This is a genomic window from Bauldia litoralis (assembly GCF_900104485.1).
GTDB classification, from domain to species: domain Bacteria; phylum Pseudomonadota; class Alphaproteobacteria; order Rhizobiales; family Kaistiaceae; genus Bauldia; species Bauldia litoralis.
In genome coordinates, this window is sequence record NZ_FMXQ01000002.1 from 455567 (window position 1) to 474946 (window position 19380).

Genomic DNA, 19380 nt, shown 5'->3' on the forward strand with positions numbered 1-19380 from the left:
CGTCGCGGGGCGAGGCGAGCGGGCCGTCGATCAGCCGGCGGCCTCGCCGATCATCGCACGCATCTGCTGGTCTGAGGTGAAGTCGCCGACTTCGACCGACAGCATTTCGGCAAGCCGGGCCCGGGCGCGGTTGACGCGGCTCTTGACGGTGCCGACCGCACAGCCCGAAATTTCGGCCGCTTCCTCGTAGGAGAAACCGGAGGCGCCCACAAGGATCAGCGCCTCGCGCTGCGACTCCGGCAAGGTGGCCAGCGCCTCGCGCAGTTCCTCGAATTCGACCCGGCCAACCTGGTTCGGCTGGGAGACGAGCCTGTCGGCATGCTTGCCGTCGACATCCTCGACTTCGCGCTTCCGTTTCCGGAATTCCGAACGGAAATGGTTGCGCAGGATGGTGAAGAGCCAGGCGTTGAGGTTGGTCCCGGGGGTGAAATGGTCGATCTTGTCGATCGCCCGCATCAGCGTTTCCTGGACGAGGTCGTCTGCCCGGTCCCCATTGCCGCAGAGCGAGTAAGCGAACGCCCGCAGGTTGGGGATCGCCGAAAGCATTTGGTCGCGGATCGAGGGATCCAGCTTCATTCCGAAGTCCCGCCCTTGTCGCCCTTGCGGGGTTTGTCCATCTGGTTCAGGAGTTCGACGAACCGATCCGGCACGCCCTGATCCACCACGTCGCCATACATGGCGCGCAGCTGCTCACCGATCCGTGCCTGGATGTCCCGTCCAAGCTTGGCGGTCTTGTCTGGGTTCGTTTCCTGTTTCAATTTTTCATCGCGAGCGGAAGTTTTCCGGTCCTTCATGTCTGATTCAGCCCTTTAACGCCTGGAAACACTTCCGACGTCCGGAAGATATGGAACGTTTGCCGTGCGAAATGGTTTCATCGCTACGGCAATTGTTTTTTGCAAGTGTCGACGCAAGCTCCTAGCAATCCTAAAACAAGCATAGTCATTCTCAAGGAGACATCACGTGCCCGGGTCACAGGCAGTCGCCTCTCACATTCCTTATCTTCGCCGCTATGCGCGCGCCCTCACCGGCGACCAGGCGTCCGGCGATGCCTATGTTGCCGCAACGCTCGAGGCGCTGGTCGAGGATCCCTCGGCGCTGGACGTCTCGCCTGATCCCAAGGTGGGCCTGTACCGCACCTTCGCCCAGATCTGGAACTCCCTCGCCGTCAACGGCGCCGAAACCGTGGACGATAGCGAACCGGCGGAAAAGCGCCTGACCCGGCTGACGCCCCTGCCTCGCCAGGCCTTCCTGCTCGTCTCTCTCGAAGGCTTCAGCGACGAGGAAGCCGCGGCGATCCTCGGTGTCGAACTCGATGAGGTCCGCGAGCTGATCAACGACTCCGGCCGCGAACTGGCGCAGGACATTGCCAGCGACGTGATGATCATCGAGGATGAGCCGGTCATCGCGATGGAGCTCGAAAGCCTTGTGCAGGATCTTGGGCACCGGGTCACCGGGATCGCCCGTACCCATGACGAGGCCATTGCCCTCGCCAAGGCCAAACAGCCCGGCCTGATCCTCGCCGACATCCGGCTGGCTGATGAAAGCTCCGGCCTGGACGCGGTCAACGAGTTGCTCGAGTCCTTCGAGGTACCTGCGATCTTCATCACCGCCTATCCGGAACGCTTCCTGACCGGCGACCGGCCCGAGCCGACCTTCCTCATCGTCAAGCCCTTCCAGCCCTCGATGGTTTCGGCGGTCTTGAGCCAGGCCCTGTTCTTCGATCGCAAGGCCCGCAAGGGCACTCCCGCCTGATCCGTCGAACCTTCCCGGCAGGACCCTGAAACGAAAAATGGCGGGACCTTCGCAGGTCCCGCCATTTTCTTTAGCCGGTGTCAGGCTCAGGCGTTGTTGCGATCGAGCCAGCTGTCGATCTCCTTGTTGGCCTGGTCCTTGGCGTAGCCGTAGCGCTCCTGGAGCCGACCGGCGAGCTTGGTGCGCTCGCCCTCGACGACGTCGAGATCGTCGTTGGTGAGCTTGCCCCACTGCTTCTGGACTTCGCCCTTGGTTTGCTTCCAGTTGCCTTTGATCTGGTCCCAATTCATGATTTCGTCTCCTTGACGGGGTGAAACATTCGACGGGAAGGAAACGCCCCTTGCCGCTCTGAAGTTCCCGCATCGATGTCGAATTCGCTAACTAAGACCGACTTGGAAAGGGACGCGACCGCGCGGCCGCGCCCCCTCCCTGCCGACTGCCAAGGGGGGCTTGGATGCAGTCGACCACCGTCGTTAACGCGAGCGCCCCAAGCGGGTTCCGGACACCGGGGCCGGATGAATTGCGGGATATTTCGTATCTGTCCGCGCAAGGCGCGGACAGGGCGGCATCGGTCTATTCGATTTCGCGACGCTGTAGCGTCAGCGCATAGCGCAGGCCATCCGGGCCGCCGGAGAGCTCCGATGCACCGCCGACCGCCAACGGCACCAGCCGCGACAGCAGCACATAGCCAAACTCCTCGCGGTCCGGTTCCTCGACCGGCCCCTCGCCCGTCTCGCTCCACATCAGCGAAAGCGCCGGCGTCGTCGGATCCGCCCGGTCGTTGAATCCCGGGAGTGCCGTCACGGCGACACTGACGCGGCCGTTTGGCGTCGCCAGGGCCCCGGTCTGGACGGAATTCACCGCGAGCTCGTGCAGGGCGAGGCCAACATAAAGCGCTGCATTCGGTTTCAGGTAATAGTCGCGCCCGTGAAGAACGACCTGCTGCCGGCCCCGGGCGGCGAAGGATTCGACCTGCGTCGCGATCAGTTCGCTGAGCTGTGCGCCGCGCCAGTTGGCTTCCGTAATCAGATCCTGCGATCGGGACATCGACTGCACGCGGCCATTGAAGCGATCGAGAAAATCGTCGACCGTCCGGGCGGTGCGCGACGTCTGGGCCGCCAGGCTCATGACGATCGCCAGCAGGTTCTTCGACCGATGTGTGACCTCGCGCAAAAGAGTTTCGCGGATCGCCTCGGAGCGCCGCCGGTCTGAGACGTCGACGATCGACGACAGAACCCCGATCACGTTGCCGTCAGCATCGCAGTCGGGCTGGAGAAAAATGTCGTAGAAGCGCTGTCCTTCCGGATGATCGAGCGTCAGTTCGGCCTTCCGGGATACAGCGTTCCCGACCACCTCGGCCTTCGCCGCCGTCAGGGACGCCGCCGACGAGGCTGGAAACAGGTCCGCGTCGCCGCCGCCTGTCGCTTCGTCGACCGCCCATTCCGCCGGCGCGTTCTCGAACCAGACATACCGCAGCTCGGCATCCTGGTACGAAAAGCTGATCGGCGTTCCACTCAGGATCGCCAGCGCTTTTTCCACGCGGTCATTGAGACCTTGTCGTTCGTTCGACACATTTCCGCCTTTGGACCGCCGCCAGAATATCGAGGCAACAGTCTCGCCGGGACTATTGTTCCGACGTGAATACCGCAAAAGCGTAAATCGATCGGAAACCCGCGTTTCCGGCCACGAGGCGACCGAATCAGGAATTTCGGCTGGAAGCCATCGTCGCCAGGATCGCATCGACGAGGTCAATATCCCGGTAGGGTTTCATCACCACCACGGCGGCGTGGCTGTGGGTCATGGCAAGGCCGCTGGCAATAACGAAGGGAGTCCCACATGCGAGGAGTTCGGCCATCAGCCCACCGCTGTCGCCATCGCCGAGCCGCATGTCGAGAATGACGACATCGACTGACTGATTCGCCAGGTGCTTCCGCGCGGCATCCACCGAGTTGACCGGCCAGGCGCTCGCCGCTCCGGCTTCCTCGATAATACGCTGGGCCTCGACGGCAATAAGGAACTCGTCCTCGACAATAAGAACCGAGAGGCCGGACAGCGGTCCGCCGGCGGTTCGTTTCATTGAAAATTCTCCAGCGACCAGCATGGTGCTGATTCCCACGCGGCGCCGCCCCTGTCGTTATCAAATGACGTAGCCGGGGATCTCGTGATGTGCAGGTTTGGCAGCGGCGAACCATCGCGGGGGAAGCTTTCCTCGTATACTGTTGACCGGTAACGAGGATTCCATGGCACCACGACCCCCGGCCCTTACCCGCAAATATCCCTGCGAACGGTGCCCACTGCGAGACCTGGAAATCTTCCGGCCGTTCAAGCGGGAGGAACTCGAGTTCGTCTCACATTTCAAGACCGGCGAACTCACCGCCGAGGCCGGGACGACGATCATGGCGGAGGGCAGCCATAGCGCACATTTGCTTACGGTGCTTTCCGGCTGGGGTTTTCGCTACAAGTTGCTGGAGAACGGCAATCGCCAGATCCTCAATGTCATCCTGCCGGGCGATTTCATCGGCCTGCAGGGCGCGATCATGGACGAGATGCAGCATTCCGTCGAAGCGCTCTCCGACATGTTCCTCTGCGTCTTCGAGCGCGAGCGCCTATGGGAGCTTTATCGCGATCATCCGGGGCTGGCCTTCGACGTCACCTGGCTCGCCTCGCGTGAGGAACAGGTCCTCGACGAGCACTTGCTCAACCTCGGCCAGCGCACTGCCGCTGCCCGGACCGCCTTCCTGTTGCTTTTCCTCTTCAGCCGGGCGCAGGATCGCGGCATGACCCGCGGCGCGTCGGTGACATTTCCGCTGACCCAGCAACATGTTGCCGACATGCTGGGCCTTTCGCTGGTCCACACCAACCGGACGCTCAATCAGCTGGCGCGCAAGAAGCTGATCGCCTGGCAGGACCGCACCCTTCGCCTGCTTGATCGCGACGCACTGGCGGACCTCGCCAACTGGGACGACACGGTCAGCGTCCAGCGCCCGTATATCTAGGCTCCCCCGGCGACAGGAGCGAGCTTGCGGATCGTTTCAAGAATCGCGCGCGGGCTCACCGGCTTCTGCACCATCGCCACCTCGCCGAATTCGCTGGTGAGGTCGTTCGACCGATAGCCGGTGCACAGGCAGAACGGCACCTTGAGTTCGCGGAGCCGCTCCGCCACCGGCAGGCTGGAATCGCCCCTCAGGTTCGCGTCAATGATCGCCACGTCAGGCACCGCGTCGCCTTGGAGTCGCGCCAGCGCCGCCTCGACCGTCGCCGCCGGCCCGATCACCGAATGACCGGCGTCCTCCAGAATCGAGGCGATCTCGTCGGCGATGATGAACTCGTCCTCGAGGACGAAAATGGCAAGCTTCCCGTGAGTCTCGGTCATGGTGTCACGCGTTTACCTTCTCCTTGGCCAACTCTTTCGCAAATGGCCGGATGGTGTGCAGGGGCGCGCGGATCTCGCAAAGAAGCCCTTCCTCGCGGAAGTCCAGGTGGGCATCGCCACCGAGTTCATAAGCGATGCTCCGCTCGATCAGCATCGATCCGAAGCCGCGGTCTTCCGGTGGCTTGACCGCCGGTCCGCCGGACTCCTGCCATTTGAGCAGCATCCACAATTCCTCGTCGATGCGGGTGATCGACCAGACGATCTCGACCCGTCCGGTCGGGATCGACAACGCGCCGTATTTGGAAGCGTTGGTGCCGAGTTCGTGAATGACCAGCGCGAAGGACAGCGCTGCCTTGGGGCTCAGCCTCAGCCGCGGTCCGCCGATCCGGATAACGCCGCCGACATCGAAGCTGCCCGCCTCCTGGCGAATCACGGTGTCGATATCCGCGCCAAGCCAGCGTTCCCCGGCCAGCAACTCATGGGCCCGTGACATCGTCTGGATTCGCCCGAGCAGCGAATTCTCGAACAACGAAACCGATTGCTGGGTGCGGGCCGTGCGCCGGATGACCGCCTGGATCACCTGCAGCGTGTTCTTCATCCGGTGGTCGAGTTCGCGCATCAGCAGGCGCTGGATCTCCTGCGCCTCGTGGCGGTCCGTGACGTCGACGGCGGTAGCCACGAGGTTATGCGTCCGCGCGCTGTTCGGCGTCAGCGGCCGGACCCAGAGGTCGAGAACCCGCGACTCTTCGTCGACATCGATCGTGAAGTCGAAGCGCGCGTCCTCGCCGTTGCGTGCGGTCGCGATCGCCTGGCGGATGCGGGCGCCCTCTTCCGGCTCCTCGTAGTCAAGCGAAAGGTCCCAGAGCGCCCGGCCGATCATATCTCCTTCGGCGACTTTCATGACCTCGACGGCGGCGCGATTGGCGCTGATCACCTTGCCGTCGGGGCCGAGAAGCCAGGCCAGCGGGCCGATACCGTCGAGCATGCCGCGCAGTTGCGCCTGAGCTTCCGCGATCTGCTCGGTCTTCGACCGGTTGGCGATATAGCCGACCACCGCGACCGTCGAGGCCAGCCCGGCGCCCACGACCAGCAAGACCGCCCACCACATGACGGTCGAGGCGCTGGATGGAGCAGCACCCACCGTCACGGTCCAGGTCCGGCCACCAAAGGAGAAGGTCTGGCGATTCGGCGGGGACGTGACCGGCTCCGCGTCGGCGACGGCTTCGGCCGCGCTCGCGGAGGGACCGACCGTCAGGAGGATCTTGGCAATGCCGCTGGTTCGTTGGGCAAAGCGGGCAAGGTCGTCAACCGTAACGGAGGCGAAGGCAACGCCGATGACGTCGCCGCTCCGGTCCAGCGCCGGCAGATAGAACACCACCCCCCGTTCGTCGGTACCCAGCAGGCTCGTTGCGTCGCTGACGACAAGCTGGAACTGGCTGATCGTCTGTTCGATGGCCGCTCGTCGAACCGGATCGGACGCGGCGTCGAAACCGTAGGAGGGCTGGCCTTCGCCAGACAGGTAGCCGGATTCGATGACAAAATGGAAAGGTCGTTCCAAGGCCGCAACAGGGGCGCCATCAGGCCCGCGCTGCCAAATTCCGATCGACCGCGCCGGTTCGGTTTCAAACCTCACCTGGTATTCCTGGCGGTCCTCTGCCGGGACGCGCCGAAGAAAGCCGATCCCGCGCAGGACCTCGTCCGCCGCCAGAGGCACCGCGAAGCGATCGAATTCGTCCTTGGTTACATTGTTCGCGGCATAGAGTCCGCGCACCGCGCGAACGGAAATCGCGACGCGGTCAAGCGCAACCTTGACTGCCGTCGCGGCGGTGTCAATTCGAGCGCTTGCCTGCTCTTCGCGAAGCCGCTGATAGGAATCGTAGACGAACCAGCCCCCCAGTGCTGTCGCCCCGAGGCCCACCACGATGGCGACCGCCGTCGCCATCCTGCGGTGCCGGACTATTTCTCTTTGCGGCAAGCGATCCTCGACCCGTGTTACCCGCTCTCAGAGCGCTCCGACGACCAGCAGAATTGTGACGAAACTCACCACGCCCCAGGGTCCGTCAGGAACCGAGACCGATGAGATGATGGATGGGATGAAATAGGAGGCGTCATTGGAATCTGCTCGGTGCGTATGAGGTGTGTAACGCCCAATATTGCCTGGAGTTCCACGAAACGGCGAAAATAATTGTGGGAACAAACCACCGGAATCCCTTGTTGTTTGGCCCGTAACCCGGCTGCGGCCAAACGCACCAACGTCCTCCCAGGTGTGTTCGCCCGGCTCGGAAACCGAAACGCCAATAAGGGACACACAAACAATGACCTTCAGGAAACTCCTCGCCACGACCGCCATGGTTGCCGTCACTGCGACCGGTGCATACGTCGTCACCCCCTCCCCCTACGCTGCCGCCGCGACGATGGCTTCGGGCTACGTCCAGCAGATCGACACGACGGACCATTACGCGTCCGACATCATCGGCTCGACGGTCTATAGCTCGGCCGAGGCCGACGGCGAAGCCATCGGCGACGTCAATGACCTCGTTGTCGCTCCCGATGGCGGGATCGCTGCAGTCGTGATCGGCGTCGGCGGCTTCCTCGGCATCGGCGAAAAGGACGTTGCTGTTCCGTTCGATCGCCTGACCTGGCGCACGGACGAGGATGGCGAAACCTGGCCGGTTCTCGCCGCTACCCAGGAAGAGCTCGAATCCGCTCCGGCCTTTGAGCGCGACGCACAGACGGCCATGGCCAAGGACCCGGCCATGAAGGACAACGCGCCGGCTGACACCATGGCCAAGACCGACGGTCCGGCTGTGATGGACGAGAACGCTCCGGCCGACACCATGGCCAAGACCGACGACCCGGCGGTCATGGACGGAAACGCTCCGGCCGACACCGTGGCCAGGACCAACGATCCCGCCGTGATGGACGAGACGGCGATGGCCCCGGCCGATGGCGCGACTTTCGACCCGTCGACCATCAGTGTCGAGAACCTGATCGACACCACCGTCTACAGCTCCGACGGTGAGAATGTCGGCGAGGTCTCGGACGTCCTCTTGGCCGAAGGCGGCGAGATCGACGCGGTCGTGATCGATGTCGGCGGCTTCCTCGGCATCGGCGAAAAGCCGGTCGCGATCGGTTACTCCGACCTCGCCATCACCATGGACCAGAATGAAAACCTGATCCTGAAGACGGCGTTCACTCGCGATCAGCTCGATGCGGCGCCGGAGTATGACGAGACCGCGTACCGCGAGGACCGTCAGAAGGTTCTCGTCCGCGGCAAGAGCTAAGGCTCGCTACCTGACAACGACGATGCACGGTCTCCATTCCGGAGGCCGTGCATCGGCCATTTCATGAGGTGCGACGATGTTGGAATGGATTCTCATTGCCCTGCTGATCGCCGCGGTCGCCAGCATCCTGGGTTTCCGAGGCGTCGCCGGCGCAGCCGCCGGTGTCGCCCAGATCCTGGTGGTGATCCTGCTGATCGGTTTGGCGCTGCTGCTGATCTTCGGCGTCCTGGCCTTCGCCTGAGCCGAACGACTACCGCGAACCTTCGCGCCCGGTGCTGATCGCGCCGGGCGTTTTCGTGTAGGCCTCAGGCCGGCGGCAGGTCGCCCCGCGCCCAACCGTCCTTGGTTTCCGCGACGAAGTCGTCGAACCGCCCGGCAGCGATCGCCGCCCGGACCCCGGCCATCAGGTGCTGGTAATAGGCAAGGTTGTTCCAGGTCAAGAGCATCGCGCCGAGCAGTTCGCCCGACTTGATCAGGTGGTGGAGATAGGCGCGCGAATAGTCCCGCGCCGGCACCCAGTCCATGGTCTCGTCGATCGGCCGCCGGTCGTCGGCGTGGCGGGCATTCTTCATGTTGATCCGGCCGAAGCGCGTATAGGCGACGCCATGCCGGCCGGCGCGGGTCGGCAGCACGCAATCGAACATGTCGACGCCGCGCCGTACCGCCTCGACAATGTCGTCCGGCTGGCCGACACCCATGAGGTAGCGGGGATGGTCAAGGGGAAGTGCCGGCACCGTCGTGTCGAGCATCGCCAGCATGACGTCCTGCGGCTCGCCAACCGCCAGCCCGCCGATCGCGTAGCCGTGAAAGCCGATGTCGGCCAGCGCCTCGGCGGAGGCGATCCGCAGGTCCGGCTGGTCGCCGCCCTGCACGATTCCGAACAGCGCCCGCTCTTTCGTCGCGCCGAAGGCCGCCTTCGAGCGCTCGGCCCAGCGCAACGACATCCGCATCGCGCGCTCCACCTCCTGCCGCGGCGCCGGCAGCCGCACGCATTCGTCGAGCTGCATCCGGATGTCCGAGTCGAGCAGGCCCTGGATCTCGAGCGAGCGCTCCGGCGTCAATCGGTGGGTCGACCCGTCGAGATGCGACTGGAAGGTCACGCCCTCTTCATCCAGCTTGCGCAGTCCCGATAGCGACATCACCTGGAAACCGCCGGAATCGGTGAGGATCGGATACGGCCAGTTGGAGAAGACGTGCAGGCCGCCGAGGCCCGCCACTCGCTCGGCGCCCGGCCGCAGCATCAGGTGATAGGTGTTGCCGAGGATGATATCGGCGCCGAGCCCGCGCACCTGCTCTGGGTACATCCCCTTGACTGTCCCGGCAGTGCCAACCGGCATGAAGGCCGGTGTCCGGATGACGCCCCGCGCGGTCGTCAGTTCGCCGGTCCGCGCCGCACCGTCGGTCGCCGCGATCGTCATGCCGAAATCGGTCACGGCCGTATCTCCGGAAAAAGCAGGCTGGCGTCGCCGTAGGAATAGAAGCGGTAGCCGCTGTCGATCGCGTGCCGGTAGGCCGCCACCATCGTCTCGCGGCCGGAAAAGGCCGAGACCAGCATGAACAGCGTCGAGCGCGGCAGGTGGAAGTTGGTCATCAGGATATCGACCGCCTTGAAGCGATAGCCCGGCGTGATGAAGATCGACGTTTCGTCGGAAAAAGGCGCGACCAGCCCGTCATCGGTCGCCGCACTTTCGAGAAGCCGCAGCGAGGTCGTTCCAACCGCGACGATCCGGCCGCCGGCGGCCCGCGCCCGGTTGAGTGCGTCGGCGACGTCGGCGCTCACCGTCCCCCATTCCGCGTGCATCCGGTGGTCGGCCGTATCCTCCGCCTTGACCGGCAGAAAGGTCCCCGGCCCGACATGCAGCGTCACCCGCTGCAGCCCGATCCCCGCCGCCGAAAGCCGCTCGAACAGCCCGTCGGTGAAATGCAGGCCGGCCGTCGGCGCGGCGACCGCGCCTTCCTCCCGCGCATAGATCGTCTGGTAGTCGGCCCGGTCACTGGCATCCTCGCCGCGTTTCGCGGCGATATAGGGCGGCAGCGGCATGTGACCGATGGCGTGCACCGCCTCGTCGAGCACCGGCCCCGAGAGGTCGAAACGGATGAGCACGTCGCCACCCTCGCCCTTCTCCTCGACGGTCGCATCGAGGCCGGCGGCAAGGCAGGCATTGTCGACGGTGGCGCCGAAGCGCAGCCGGTCGCCAGGGCTGAGCCGTCGTGCCGGCCGGGCGAAGGCCCGCCACCGCGCCGGTCCGCTGCGCTCGTAGAGCGTGACTGACACCGGCGTGACATGCTCGCCGCGGATCCGTTCGCCGCGCAGTTCCGCCGGGATCACCTTGGTGTCGTTGACCACCAGCACGTCACCGGGCCGCAGCAGGTCCGGCAGGTCGCTGACATGCCGGTCATCCAGCGCCACACCCGGCTTCACCACCAGCAGCCGCGCCGCGTCGCGCGGATTGGCCGGCCGGAGCGCGATGCTCGTCTCCGGCAGTTCGAAATCGAAGAGGTCGACCCGCACGAAAAACCGTCAGCGGCGCGAATAGGCGCGGCCGAGCGCCAGCACGCCAATGACGATCAGCACCGCCGGCCAGATGACGTTCCAGTCGACATCGAGGTCGAAGAGAAACATCAGCGTCAGCGCCACCAGAACGATGCCGGTGATCAGCGGCCCGATGACGGCGGCGCCGAAGCCGTTCGCCGCGTAGGCCTTCCACGCCCCGATCAGTGCGAAGACCGCCGGAATGAGAATGAACAGCGCCCACCAGTTGCCCGGAATGGCGTAGCCCATGTTCTGCAGGAGGAAGACAATGCCGACCCCGATCAGGATCAGCGCCGCGACCCAGGCCCCCGGACCGCGCGGATCGTTTGCGTCGTCTTCCTGCAATGGCGTGTTGGACATGATGGTTCACCTCCCGCTATCGACCGCCGATCCTAGCACGATGGCAGTTGACGAGCGGTTGACGGGCCGCGCGCGCCGGCAGACACCGGTCGCGCGGCCCGTGATAGCGTCAGGCCTCAGGCTGCGTCGGCGGCAACCTTCATTGACACGATCTTGTCGGGGTTGGCCACCGGCTCGCCGCGCTTGATCTTGTCGATATTGTCCATGCCCTCGCTCACCTGGCCCCAGACCGTGTACTGGCCGTTGAGGAAGCCGGCGTCGCCAAAGCAGATGAAGAACTGGCTGTCGGCGGAGTTGGGATCGCTGGCGCGGGCCATCGAGCAGGTGCCGCGCACATGCGGCTCGGCGTTGAATTCAGCCGGCAGGTGCTTGCCGGAGCCGCCCATGCCGGTGCCGGTCGGATCGCCGGTCTGGGCCATGAAGCCGTCGATGACGCGGTGGAAGACGATGCCGTCGTAGAAGCCTTCGCGCGCCAGCTCCTTGATCCGGGCGACATGCCCGGGCGCCAGGTCGGGGCGCAGTTCGATCACGGTGGTGCCATGGGTGGTTTCCATGATCAGGGTGTTCTCGGGGTCTTTTACGTCGGCCATTCGGCCCTCCTCTTTCGGTTTTTCGTCAGACTAGTTGGTGTCGCCGGCGACCCGCATGTGGACGATGTGGTCCGGGTCCTGCACCGGCTCGCCGCGCTTCAGCGCATCGACCAGTTCCATGCCCTCGACCACTTCGCCCCAGACCGTGTACTGGCCATTCAGGAACGAGCAGTCGTCGAAGCAGATGAAGAACTGCGAGTTGGCCGAGTTGGGATCGGACGTGCGCGCCGCGCCGATCACGCCGCGGCCGAAGTTGGTGTTGGTGAATTCGGCGTTGAGGTCGGGAAGATCCGAACCGCCGGCGCCGGTGCCGGTCGGGTCGCCGCCCTGGGCCATGAAGCCGTCGATCACCCGGTGGAAGGGCGTCGCGTCATAGAAGCCGCGGCGGGTCAGCGTCTTGATCTGGGCGACATGGTTCGGCGCCAGGTCGGGACGCAGGCGGATGGTCACCTCGCCATCCTCAAGCTGCATGATCAGGGTGTTCTCGGGATCGAGGTCCTGGCCATGGGAGACCGCCGGCAGAAGCAGAAACAGAGCCGCCAGCGCGGCCGTAACGTGTTTGATCATTCTCACTCACCAAATTCGCAGGATGACGGGATGGATGGATGATCCGGCGCCCGTTCGGGGCCCCGGGGCTTGCGGCATCAGGTCGAGGAAGCCGGCGGCGCGGCCTTGGACTTCAATCTCTCGACGATAGCCGGAGGTACGAACGGCGCAACGTCGCCGCCCATGCGAGCGATCTGCCGAACAAGCGTGGCGGTGATGTGGCGGCTTGACGGCGAAGCCGGCAGGAACACGGTCCTGATCTCCGGAGCCAGCACCGCGTTGGTCGCCGCCATCTGCATCTCGTAATCGAAATCGGCCGCGTTGCGCAGCCCGCGGACCAGCACCTCGGCGCCGGCCGCCTGGGCCGCCGCAACGGTCAGCCCGTCGAAGGACGTTACCGAGACGCGATCGCGCTTGTCGGTCGGCAGCCCGGCGATCACGTCGGCGATCATCGCCTTGCGCTCGTCGGAGGTGAACATCGTCTTCTTAGACGGATGGACCCCGATCGCGACAACCACCCGGTCGGACACCGTCAACGCCGCAAGCAGGATGTCGAGGTGGCCGTTGGTGATCGGGTCGAAGGTGCCGGGATAGAGCGCTGTTCGGGTCATGGTCCGGTCGGTTCGCGGCTGTGGCCGAGGCAAGGCGTCGCTCGGCTTCTATCGGGAACCGCCCCGCCCGGCAAGGCGTTGCCCCGGCACGGGGGCAGCGGAGAGAGCCAATTCCGGCCATCCGGCAGCCCCCTTTTTCCCAATGCCCGCAGAGACTTGACCATGTGACCCCGATCACACGGCTTTTGTGAAGTTGGTCACTGTGGATGAAAGAGGGCGGAACTATCTTCCAGTCATACCCGTTGTTCAAGTGAGGCCGGCACGAACCCCCGGCCAGGCACGGAAGGATGAGAAAGATGACCACCTTGATCCGCCAGACAGTCGTTGCAGTCGCCTTTGCCGCGACAGTTGCGCTCGGCATCACCGGTGCGACTCTCCGCGGCGAAACCAAGGAAACCGATGTCGCCGCGACCTGCGAAGCTGCCGCCTGGCCGAACATCCCCGCCGAATGCCTCGCCGGCGCCGGCAATGACATCCGCTACATTTCGGCCAACGAGCCCGCCGCCGTGATGATCGGTCCGATGGCGTCCAACGGCGCTCTCGCCGACCGCTTCCAGACCGCCTTCGAGTAAGGCGAACCCGGGCGACTTAGCTGAACACCAGATGAACGGAGCAATCGGCCAGGGTTCAGTCGGCAACAGCGATAAAACCGACAGACATCGACAGCCGGTTCCGTCAGGAGACAACAAAATGAATTTCTGGATCCATTCGACCATCGCAGCCACCAGTCTCGCCGCCACCGTCGCCGTCGCATTTGCCGGCGCAGCCGTCTACGACGCCGGCGGCCCGACCGTCGCCACCAAGAGCGATCGCCTCGAAATCGCGACGACGGCTCCGGCGGACATCAACTACGTGACCGTCGAGTCGCGTGGCGACCAGGTTTCGGTGCTGGAGCGCGTACCGGTCACCATGACCGCCTCCAATGCGACCGAGACCCCGGCCGACCTCATCGCGCAATAAGCCTTCGTTTCCCTACGCCTCCCAAAACCTGACCTGAGCTTGAGCCGCCGGCGCCCCAACCGGCGGCTCTTTTTTGTCTGGGCGGCAACTTCCATCCGTCGGTCGAGCGCCCCTCCACCCTTCGGGCGGACTCCGCTCCCCCGCGAACGGGAGAGGACACGCCGCTCCGCGATACAATCAGCTCTTCGGAGATGCTAAAACCGGCGCCCTGCGATCCCGCCCCGCTTGCGGGGAGGGGGGACCGTCGCGAAGCGATGGTGGGAGGGGCGCGCGGCCCACAAGATCCGGGAAAACCACGGAAACCGCCCTACCCGGCACCTTCCTACGACCTGTTCAATTCCACGGCCGACCGAACCAGCGCCTTGAATGCTTCGGCGTCGATCGTATCGCCCTCCCGCAGGTCGATCGCCCGCCGGGTTCCGGCGGTCAGGCTGGCGTTGAACAGGCCGGAGGGGTCGTCCAGCGCCGCTCCCCTGGCGAAAGTCAGCTTCACATAGCCCTTGTAGGTTTCGCCGGTGCAGATGATCCCGTCATGTTCCCAGACCGGCACCCCGGAAGGATTAGACGGCTTCCGCCACTTCACCGCTTCGACCACGGCCGGGTCGGCTTCCCGGATCAGTCCGCGCATTCGCCCGAGCATCGCCCCGCGCCAATCCCCCAATCCCGCGATCTTGGCGTCGATCAGGTCGGAAGGAGAGTTATCGGCCGCCGCCGTGTCGGCGTTCTTGGTACGTGTCGTCATGTCCGGCTCCCTCGATAGCCATTCGCCTCTTCAAATGGATAGACCGAGGCGCAGCCCTTCGCCGCGATATTGGTGCCATTGTTGATCGAACCGGTGACAGCCCGCCCCTCACATCCGCTCGCCCGGCAGTACGCTCGCCTGCTTCACCCAGTCGACGAACTGGTCTTCGTCGATCGCCTCGTCCTCGTGAATGTGGAAGTAGCGCACGTCCTTCTGCTTCGACCCGACCGGCGGCATGGGCTGCAACTGTGCGCCGCGATGGAAAGCGACCTTCACGTATCTGTCGAAGCAGTGATAGCTCAGGAACCACGTCTGCGGCTCGTCGCCGACATTCGCGCCATAGAGCGGCGAGTTCCATTTGACCGCCTTGCGGACGTCGGGAACGGCCTCGGCGATCAGCGCATCGAGTTGGCGCCCGACATCCCGCTTCCAGCCTGGCATCGCCGCGATATAGGCCTGCACCGGCGCATCGCCGGTGCCCTTGGCGATCTGCGGGTTGCCACCGGACAGGAGAACCGGCTCCGCGCCGCCCCCCTCGGCCGACTGCGCCGCACCCTCTGCCTTCACTCCTGATGTCGCTTTCGCCATCGTCCTCGATCCCGTGCGTCGCCGCGTCGTCCTTTGCGCCCGCCCGGCCCGGATCCAGACGGTGTCGGCGCCCCGCTCAGTCCATCCGGCCCACGACCGCCTCGAGGTTCGAGCAGAATTGCACCCACCCGGCCCGCGCCCCCCCAAACGCCTGTTTCTGGTCGGGACGGAAGCCGACCTGCTCGACGCGAAGCCTGGTTCCCGTCGACGAAGGGGTCAACGTGAAGGTCACAACGCTCTCCAAGTTGTAGGCCGGATCGTCATGCGGGAAGTTCCACGTGTAGGCGAGCGTGCGGTTTGTCTCGACGACAAGGACCTCGCAATCCAGAACCCCGCCCCACTCGCCGTGAAGATTGAAGCTGTGGCCGACCACCGGCTTGAAATCGTTCTTCATCAGCCACTCTTCCATCAGGTGCGGCTGGGTAAGCGCCCGCCAAAGCTTTTCGGGCGGAAACGGGATGTCGCGCTCGATGACGACGGCGCGCGTTTCGGTGGGTGCCTGGCTCACTGGTCCATCCTTTTCAGCAGATCTTCGAGGTCGTCGAGGCGGGATTCCCACGACGCGGCCATCCGGCTCGTCCAGTCGACCAGTGGCGACAGTGCGCCAAGTTGGGCGCTGTAATGCGTCTGTCGCCCCTCATGGCGGCCGCGCACCAACCCCGCCTGTTTCAAGATCCCGAGGTGCTTCGAAACGACCGGTTGCGATACACCGGCCCGCGCCGTCAGGTCGCCGACCGTCTTTTCGCCTTCGCGGCACAAGCGCTCGAAAAGCCCGCGCCGCGTCGGGTCGGCAAGCGTCCTGAAGAGAAGGTCATGCGCGTCCGGCATTCTTGCATCCATACCCCGTCGGCTATCGGTCTATTTCATCGCCGAAGAGCTATGGGTTGTCAAGAACGGGATTGGGGAAGCGACCTCGCCCGGGCGACGGAACAACGAACTATCCGCAAAATTCCAACGCTCATTGGCCTGTGCCATCATGCTGAGGCGTGATCGCTCGGCGCGCGAATACAAAACGACCGGGCTACTTCCATAGCCCGGTCACAATACGTTGTCACAGTGATGCGTTCGCTCGCGCCCCGCCGGCAGCCGCGCCCTAGGCTTGCGGCTCCGGAGCCCCGCCGTCATCGGGCGGACTGCCCTCACCGCCCTCGCCGGCTTCGTCGTCACCGGCTTCCGGCTCCTCGTCTTCGGCTTCACCAAGGTGTTCGACCGAAACCACGGTCTCGTCCTTCGCGGTATCGAAGACGATCACGCCCTGCGTGCCGCGGCCAACGATGCGGATGTCGTGGATCGGCATGCGGATGATCTGCCCGCCGTTCGACACCAGCATGATCTGGTCGTTGGCATCGACCGGGAAGGACGCCACCAGCGGTCCGTTCCGTTCGTTGACCACCATCGCGACGATGCCCTTGCCGCCACGCCCGGTCGTCCGGTACTCGAAGGACGACGTCCGCTTGCCGTAGCCGTTCTCGGAGACGGTGAGGATGAACTGCTCCGCGGCGCTCATTTCGGCGTAACGATCCTGCGAGAGCTCGCCGCTGGTCGCGGCCTCCTCCTCGCCATCGGCCGGCGCCTCGGTGGCCGCCTCCGCGCCCTCCGGCTCGCCCTCGCCGCGCACCGCCCGGCTCATCTTCAGGTAGGCCGCCCGCTCGGCGCCGTCGGCGTCGAAATGCAGGAGGATGGCCATCGAGATGACGCGGTTGCCCTCGCCGAGCGCGATGCCGCGCACGCCGGTCGAGTCGCGGCCCTTGAACACCCGCACCTCGTCGACCGGGAAGCGGATGCACTGGCCGGCCGCCGTGGTCAAAAGCACGTCATGCTTTTCGGTGGCAAGCTGGACCCCGACGATCCCGTCGCCCTCGTCCAGCTTCATCGCGATCTTGCCGTTGCGATTGACCTGGACGAAGTCGGAGAGCTTGTTCCGCCGCACCCGCCCGCTGGTCGTCGCGAACATCACGTCGAGTTCGGCCCAGCTCTTCTCGTCCTCCGGCAGCGGCAGGATCGAGGTGATCTGCTCGCCGCGTTCCAGCGGCAGGAGGTTGATCAGCGCCTTGCCGCGCGATTGCGGCGAGGCCAGCGGCAGCCGCCAGACCTTTTCCTTGTAGACGATGCCGCGCGAGGAGAAGAACAACACCGGCGTATGGGTATTGGCGACGAAGACGCGGTTGACGAAATCCTCGTCCTTCATCGCCATGCCGGTGCGGCCCTTGCCGCCGCGCCGCTGCGCCCGGTAGGTGTCGAGCGCCACCCGCTTGATCCAGCCGGAATGGGTGACCGTGACCACCATGTCCTCGCGCTGGATCAGGTCCTCGTCGTCGAGATCGGCACCGCCGTCGAGGATTTCGGTCCGCCGCGGGACCGCGAACTCGTCGCGGATCGCGATCAACTCGTTCTTGATGATGGTCTGCACCCGCTCGCGCGAGCGCAGAATGTCGAGATAGTCGGTGATCTCGACGGCGATCTTTTCCAGTTCGTCGCTGATTTCCTCGCGACCGAGCGCCGTCAGTCGGGCGAGGCGCAACTCGAGGATCGCCCGGGCCTGCGCGTCGGACAGCCGGTAGGTGCCGTCCTCGGCAATCCGGTGGCGCGGGTCGTCGATCAGGGTCAGCAGCGACGCCACCTCCTCGGCCGGCCAGTCGCGGCTCATCAGTTCCTCGCGCGCCGTCGCCGCGTCCTTGGACGAGCGGATGACGCGGATCACCTCGTCGATATGGGCGACCGCGATGGCGAGACCGACCAGCACATGGGCCCGGTCGCGCGCCTTGGCCAGCAGGTAGCGCGTCCGCCGGCTGATGACATCCTCGCGGAAGGACACGAAGGCCTGCAGCATGTCCTTCAGCGTCATCTGCTCGGGCCGGCCGCCGTTCAGCGCCACGATGTTGCAGCCAAAGGAGGTCTGCAGCGGCGAGAAGCGATAGACCTGGTTCAGCACCACGTCCGCCACCGCGTCGCGTTTCAGCTCGATCACCACCCGCATGCCGTCGCGGTCGGATTCGTCACGGATGTCGGAAATCCCCTCGATCCGCTTCTCGCGAACCAGATCGGCGATCTTCTCGATCATCGTCGCCTTGTTCACCTGATACGGGATCTCGGTGATGACGATCGCCTCGCGCTCCTTGCGCACGGTCTCGACCGACGCCCGTCCGCGCATCAGCACCGAGCCGCGCGCCGTCGCATAGGCGGAGCGGATGCCGGCCCGGCCGAGGATCATGCCGCCGGTCGGGAAGTCCGGACCGGGGACGATTTCCATCAGCCGCTCAAGGTCGATCGCCGGATCGTCCATCAGCGCCATGGTCGCGTCGATGATCTCGCCGAGATTGTGCGGCGGGATGTTGGTCGCCATGCCGACGGCGATGCCGCCGGCACCATTGACCAGAAGGTTCGGATAGCGCGCCGGCAGCACGACGGGCTCGCTTTCCGAGCCGTCATAGTTGTCGCGGAAGTCGACCGTATCCTTGTCGATGTCCTCGAGCAGCGAATGGGCGACCTTCTCGAGCCGGCATTCGGTGTATCGCATCGCCGCCGGCGGATCGCCGTCGACCGAGCCGAAATTGCCCTGCCCGTCGATCAGCGGCACGCTCATCGAGAAGGGCTGCACCAGCCGGACCAGCGCATCGTAGATCGCCTGGTCGCCATGCGGATGGTATTTGCCCATCACGTCTCCGACCACCAGCGCCGACTTGCGGTAGGGCTTGTTCCAGTCGCGGCCGTTCTCGTGCATCGAATAGAGGATGCGGCGATGCACCGGCTTCAGGCCGTCGCGGGCGTCCGGCAGCGCGCGGCTGACGATGACGCTCATCGCGTATTGGAGATAGCTGTCCCGCATCTCGTCGGTGATCGAGACGAATTCGATGCCGGGTGTCATTCCGTCGCCGGGTTCGTCCGGCGTCCGGGGGGGTGTTTCATCAGCCAATGGGATACTCGGGGAATCAGGGTTAAACCTGCACAAAACCTAGGGATTCACCACCAAAGTTACAAGCCGAAAGCGCCTGCAATCCGCCCCGAAAAGCGCTGCGTTTTCAATGTCTTGGGCCGGCGATA

Annotated in this window: 24 protein-coding genes; 6 read left to right on the forward strand and 18 right to left on the reverse strand. The window is 64.8% G+C overall.

All coding sequences use genetic code 11. The features are described from left to right. Window positions 1–30: 30 nt before the first annotated feature. Together BLT60_RS06070 and BLT60_RS06075 are read right to left on the reverse strand one after the other, a co-directional pair. A complete protein-coding gene (locus tag BLT60_RS06070) occupies window positions 31–576 on the reverse strand; it encodes a sigma-70 family RNA polymerase sigma factor (RefSeq protein WP_090875488.1) in 546 nt (181 codons plus the stop codon). Then, entirely contained in the window at window positions 573–794 is a 222-nt protein-coding gene (locus BLT60_RS06075) for a NepR family anti-sigma factor (RefSeq protein ID WP_175478309.1), read from the reverse strand. The genes BLT60_RS06070 and BLT60_RS06075 overlap by 4 nt, the downstream gene beginning before the upstream one ends. Window positions 795–960: 166 nt before the next feature. On the opposite strand from BLT60_RS06075, the gene BLT60_RS06080 reads away from it, so the two are divergent. Continuing rightward, a complete protein-coding gene (locus tag BLT60_RS06080; protein WP_090875490.1) occupies window positions 961–1752 on the forward strand; it encodes a response regulator in 792 nt (263 codons plus the stop codon). Between the two features lie 86 nt (window positions 1753–1838). Here the strand turns inward: BLT60_RS06080 and BLT60_RS06085 are convergent, their stop codons facing one another. From BLT60_RS06085 to BLT60_RS06095, 3 genes are all read right to left on the reverse strand, one after another. Then, complete coding sequence (locus BLT60_RS06085; RefSeq protein WP_090875491.1) at window positions 1839–2042, reverse strand: CsbD family protein; 204 nt, start codon at window positions 2040–2042, stop codon at window positions 1839–1841. 283 nt (window positions 2043–2325) lie between these two features. Beyond that, entirely contained in the window at window positions 2326–3291 is a 966-nt protein-coding gene (locus BLT60_RS06090; RefSeq protein WP_175478310.1) for a PAS domain-containing sensor histidine kinase, read from the reverse strand. A gap of 160 nt (window positions 3292–3451) precedes the next feature. After that, window positions 3452–3829, reverse strand: a complete 378-nt coding sequence (locus BLT60_RS06095; protein WP_175478311.1) for a response regulator — start codon at window positions 3827–3829, stop codon at window positions 3452–3454. A gap of 163 nt (window positions 3830–3992) precedes the next feature. Here BLT60_RS06095 and BLT60_RS06100 point away from each other — a divergent pair, with 163 nt between their 5' ends. Further along, window positions 3993–4748 carry a Crp/Fnr family transcriptional regulator gene (locus BLT60_RS06100; protein ID WP_090875497.1) on the forward strand — a complete coding sequence of 252 codons (756 nt, stop codon included), beginning with the start codon at window positions 3993–3995 and terminating at the stop codon, window positions 4746–4748. Here BLT60_RS06100 and BLT60_RS06105 read toward each other — a convergent pair. Continuing rightward, on the reverse strand, window positions 4745–5125 hold the full coding sequence (locus BLT60_RS06105; protein ID WP_090875499.1) for a response regulator: 381 nt from the start codon (window positions 5123–5125) through the stop codon (window positions 4745–4747). The genes BLT60_RS06100 and BLT60_RS06105 overlap by 4 nt on opposite strands. A 4-nt stretch (window positions 5126–5129) precedes the next feature. Next, window positions 5130–7067, reverse strand: a complete 1938-nt coding sequence (locus BLT60_RS06110; RefSeq protein WP_090875501.1) for an HWE histidine kinase domain-containing protein — start codon at window positions 7065–7067, stop codon at window positions 5130–5132. A 373-nt stretch (window positions 7068–7440) separates the two neighbouring features. On the opposite strand from BLT60_RS06110, the gene BLT60_RS06115 reads away from it, so the two are divergent. After that, window positions 7441–8409 (forward strand): PRC-barrel domain-containing protein, encoded by a 969-nt coding sequence (locus tag BLT60_RS06115; RefSeq protein ID WP_090875503.1) that lies wholly within the window; start codon window positions 7441–7443, stop codon window positions 8407–8409. 76 nt (window positions 8410–8485) lie between these two features. Continuing rightward, a complete protein-coding gene (locus BLT60_RS06120; protein ID WP_090875505.1) occupies window positions 8486–8650 on the forward strand; it encodes a DUF1328 family protein in 165 nt (54 codons plus the stop codon). 64 nt (window positions 8651–8714) lie between these two features. On the opposite strand, the gene tgt is transcribed toward BLT60_RS06120, so the two are convergent. The 6 genes from tgt to coaD all read right to left on the reverse strand — a co-directional run bounded on the left by tgt (window position 8715) and on the right by coaD (window position 13049). Next, the gene (tgt, locus tag BLT60_RS06125) at window positions 8715–9827 is read right to left on the reverse strand and encodes a tRNA guanosine(34) transglycosylase Tgt (protein WP_090875765.1); all 1113 of its coding nucleotides are present in this window, start codon (window positions 9825–9827) and stop codon (window positions 8715–8717) included. Window positions 9828–9838: 11 nt separating this feature from the next. Further along, the gene (gene queA / locus BLT60_RS06130; protein ID WP_090875507.1) at window positions 9839–10921 is read right to left on the reverse strand and encodes a tRNA preQ1(34) S-adenosylmethionine ribosyltransferase-isomerase QueA; all 1083 of its coding nucleotides are present in this window, start codon (window positions 10919–10921) and stop codon (window positions 9839–9841) included. A 9-nt stretch (window positions 10922–10930) separates the two neighbouring features. After that, window positions 10931–11302 (reverse strand): LiaI-LiaF-like domain-containing protein, encoded by a 372-nt coding sequence (locus tag BLT60_RS06135; RefSeq protein WP_090875509.1) that lies wholly within the window; start codon window positions 11300–11302, stop codon window positions 10931–10933. A 116-nt stretch (window positions 11303–11418) separates the two neighbouring features. After that, window positions 11419–11892: a peptidylprolyl isomerase gene (locus BLT60_RS06140; RefSeq protein WP_090875511.1), complete on the reverse strand. Its 474-nt coding sequence runs from the start codon at window positions 11890–11892 to the stop codon at window positions 11419–11421. Window positions 11893–11922: 30 nt separating this feature from the next. Continuing rightward, entirely contained in the window at window positions 11923–12459 is a 537-nt protein-coding gene (locus tag BLT60_RS06145; protein ID WP_090875512.1) for a peptidylprolyl isomerase, read from the reverse strand. Between the two features lie 77 nt (window positions 12460–12536). Further along, window positions 12537–13049, reverse strand: a complete 513-nt coding sequence (gene coaD, locus BLT60_RS06150; protein ID WP_090875514.1) for a pantetheine-phosphate adenylyltransferase — start codon at window positions 13047–13049, stop codon at window positions 12537–12539. Window positions 13050–13345: 296 nt separating this feature from the next. Between coaD and BLT60_RS06155 the strand changes: the two genes are divergently transcribed. Continuing rightward, entirely contained in the window at window positions 13346–13621 is a 276-nt protein-coding gene (locus BLT60_RS06155) for a hypothetical protein (protein WP_090875515.1), read from the forward strand. 118 nt (window positions 13622–13739) lie between these two features. Beyond that, window positions 13740–14009, forward strand: a complete 270-nt coding sequence (locus tag BLT60_RS06160) for a hypothetical protein (protein WP_090875516.1) — start codon at window positions 13740–13742, stop codon at window positions 14007–14009. Window positions 14010–14331: 322 nt separating this feature from the next. On the opposite strand, the gene BLT60_RS06165 is transcribed toward BLT60_RS06160, so the two are convergent. The 5 genes from BLT60_RS06165 to gyrA form a co-directional block, all read right to left on the reverse strand. Then, window positions 14332–14751, reverse strand: a complete 420-nt coding sequence (locus BLT60_RS06165; protein ID WP_090875517.1) for a DUF1801 domain-containing protein — start codon at window positions 14749–14751, stop codon at window positions 14332–14334. Window positions 14752–14859: 108 nt separating this feature from the next. Continuing rightward, entirely contained in the window at window positions 14860–15339 is a 480-nt protein-coding gene (locus BLT60_RS06170) for a DUF1801 domain-containing protein (protein WP_090875518.1), read from the reverse strand. A 76-nt stretch (window positions 15340–15415) separates the two neighbouring features. Beyond that, window positions 15416–15847, reverse strand: a complete 432-nt coding sequence (locus BLT60_RS06175) for an SRPBCC family protein (RefSeq protein WP_090875519.1) — start codon at window positions 15845–15847, stop codon at window positions 15416–15418. After that, window positions 15844–16167 carry an ArsR/SmtB family transcription factor gene (locus BLT60_RS06180; protein WP_090875766.1) on the reverse strand — a complete coding sequence of 108 codons (324 nt, stop codon included), beginning with the start codon at window positions 16165–16167 and terminating at the stop codon, window positions 15844–15846. Before BLT60_RS06180 ends, BLT60_RS06175 begins: the two co-directional genes overlap by 4 nt. A gap of 265 nt (window positions 16168–16432) precedes the next feature. Beyond that, window positions 16433–19204, reverse strand: a complete 2772-nt coding sequence (gene gyrA / locus BLT60_RS06185) for a DNA gyrase subunit A (protein ID WP_090875520.1) — start codon at window positions 19202–19204, stop codon at window positions 16433–16435. Window positions 19205–19380 lie beyond the last annotated feature (176 nt).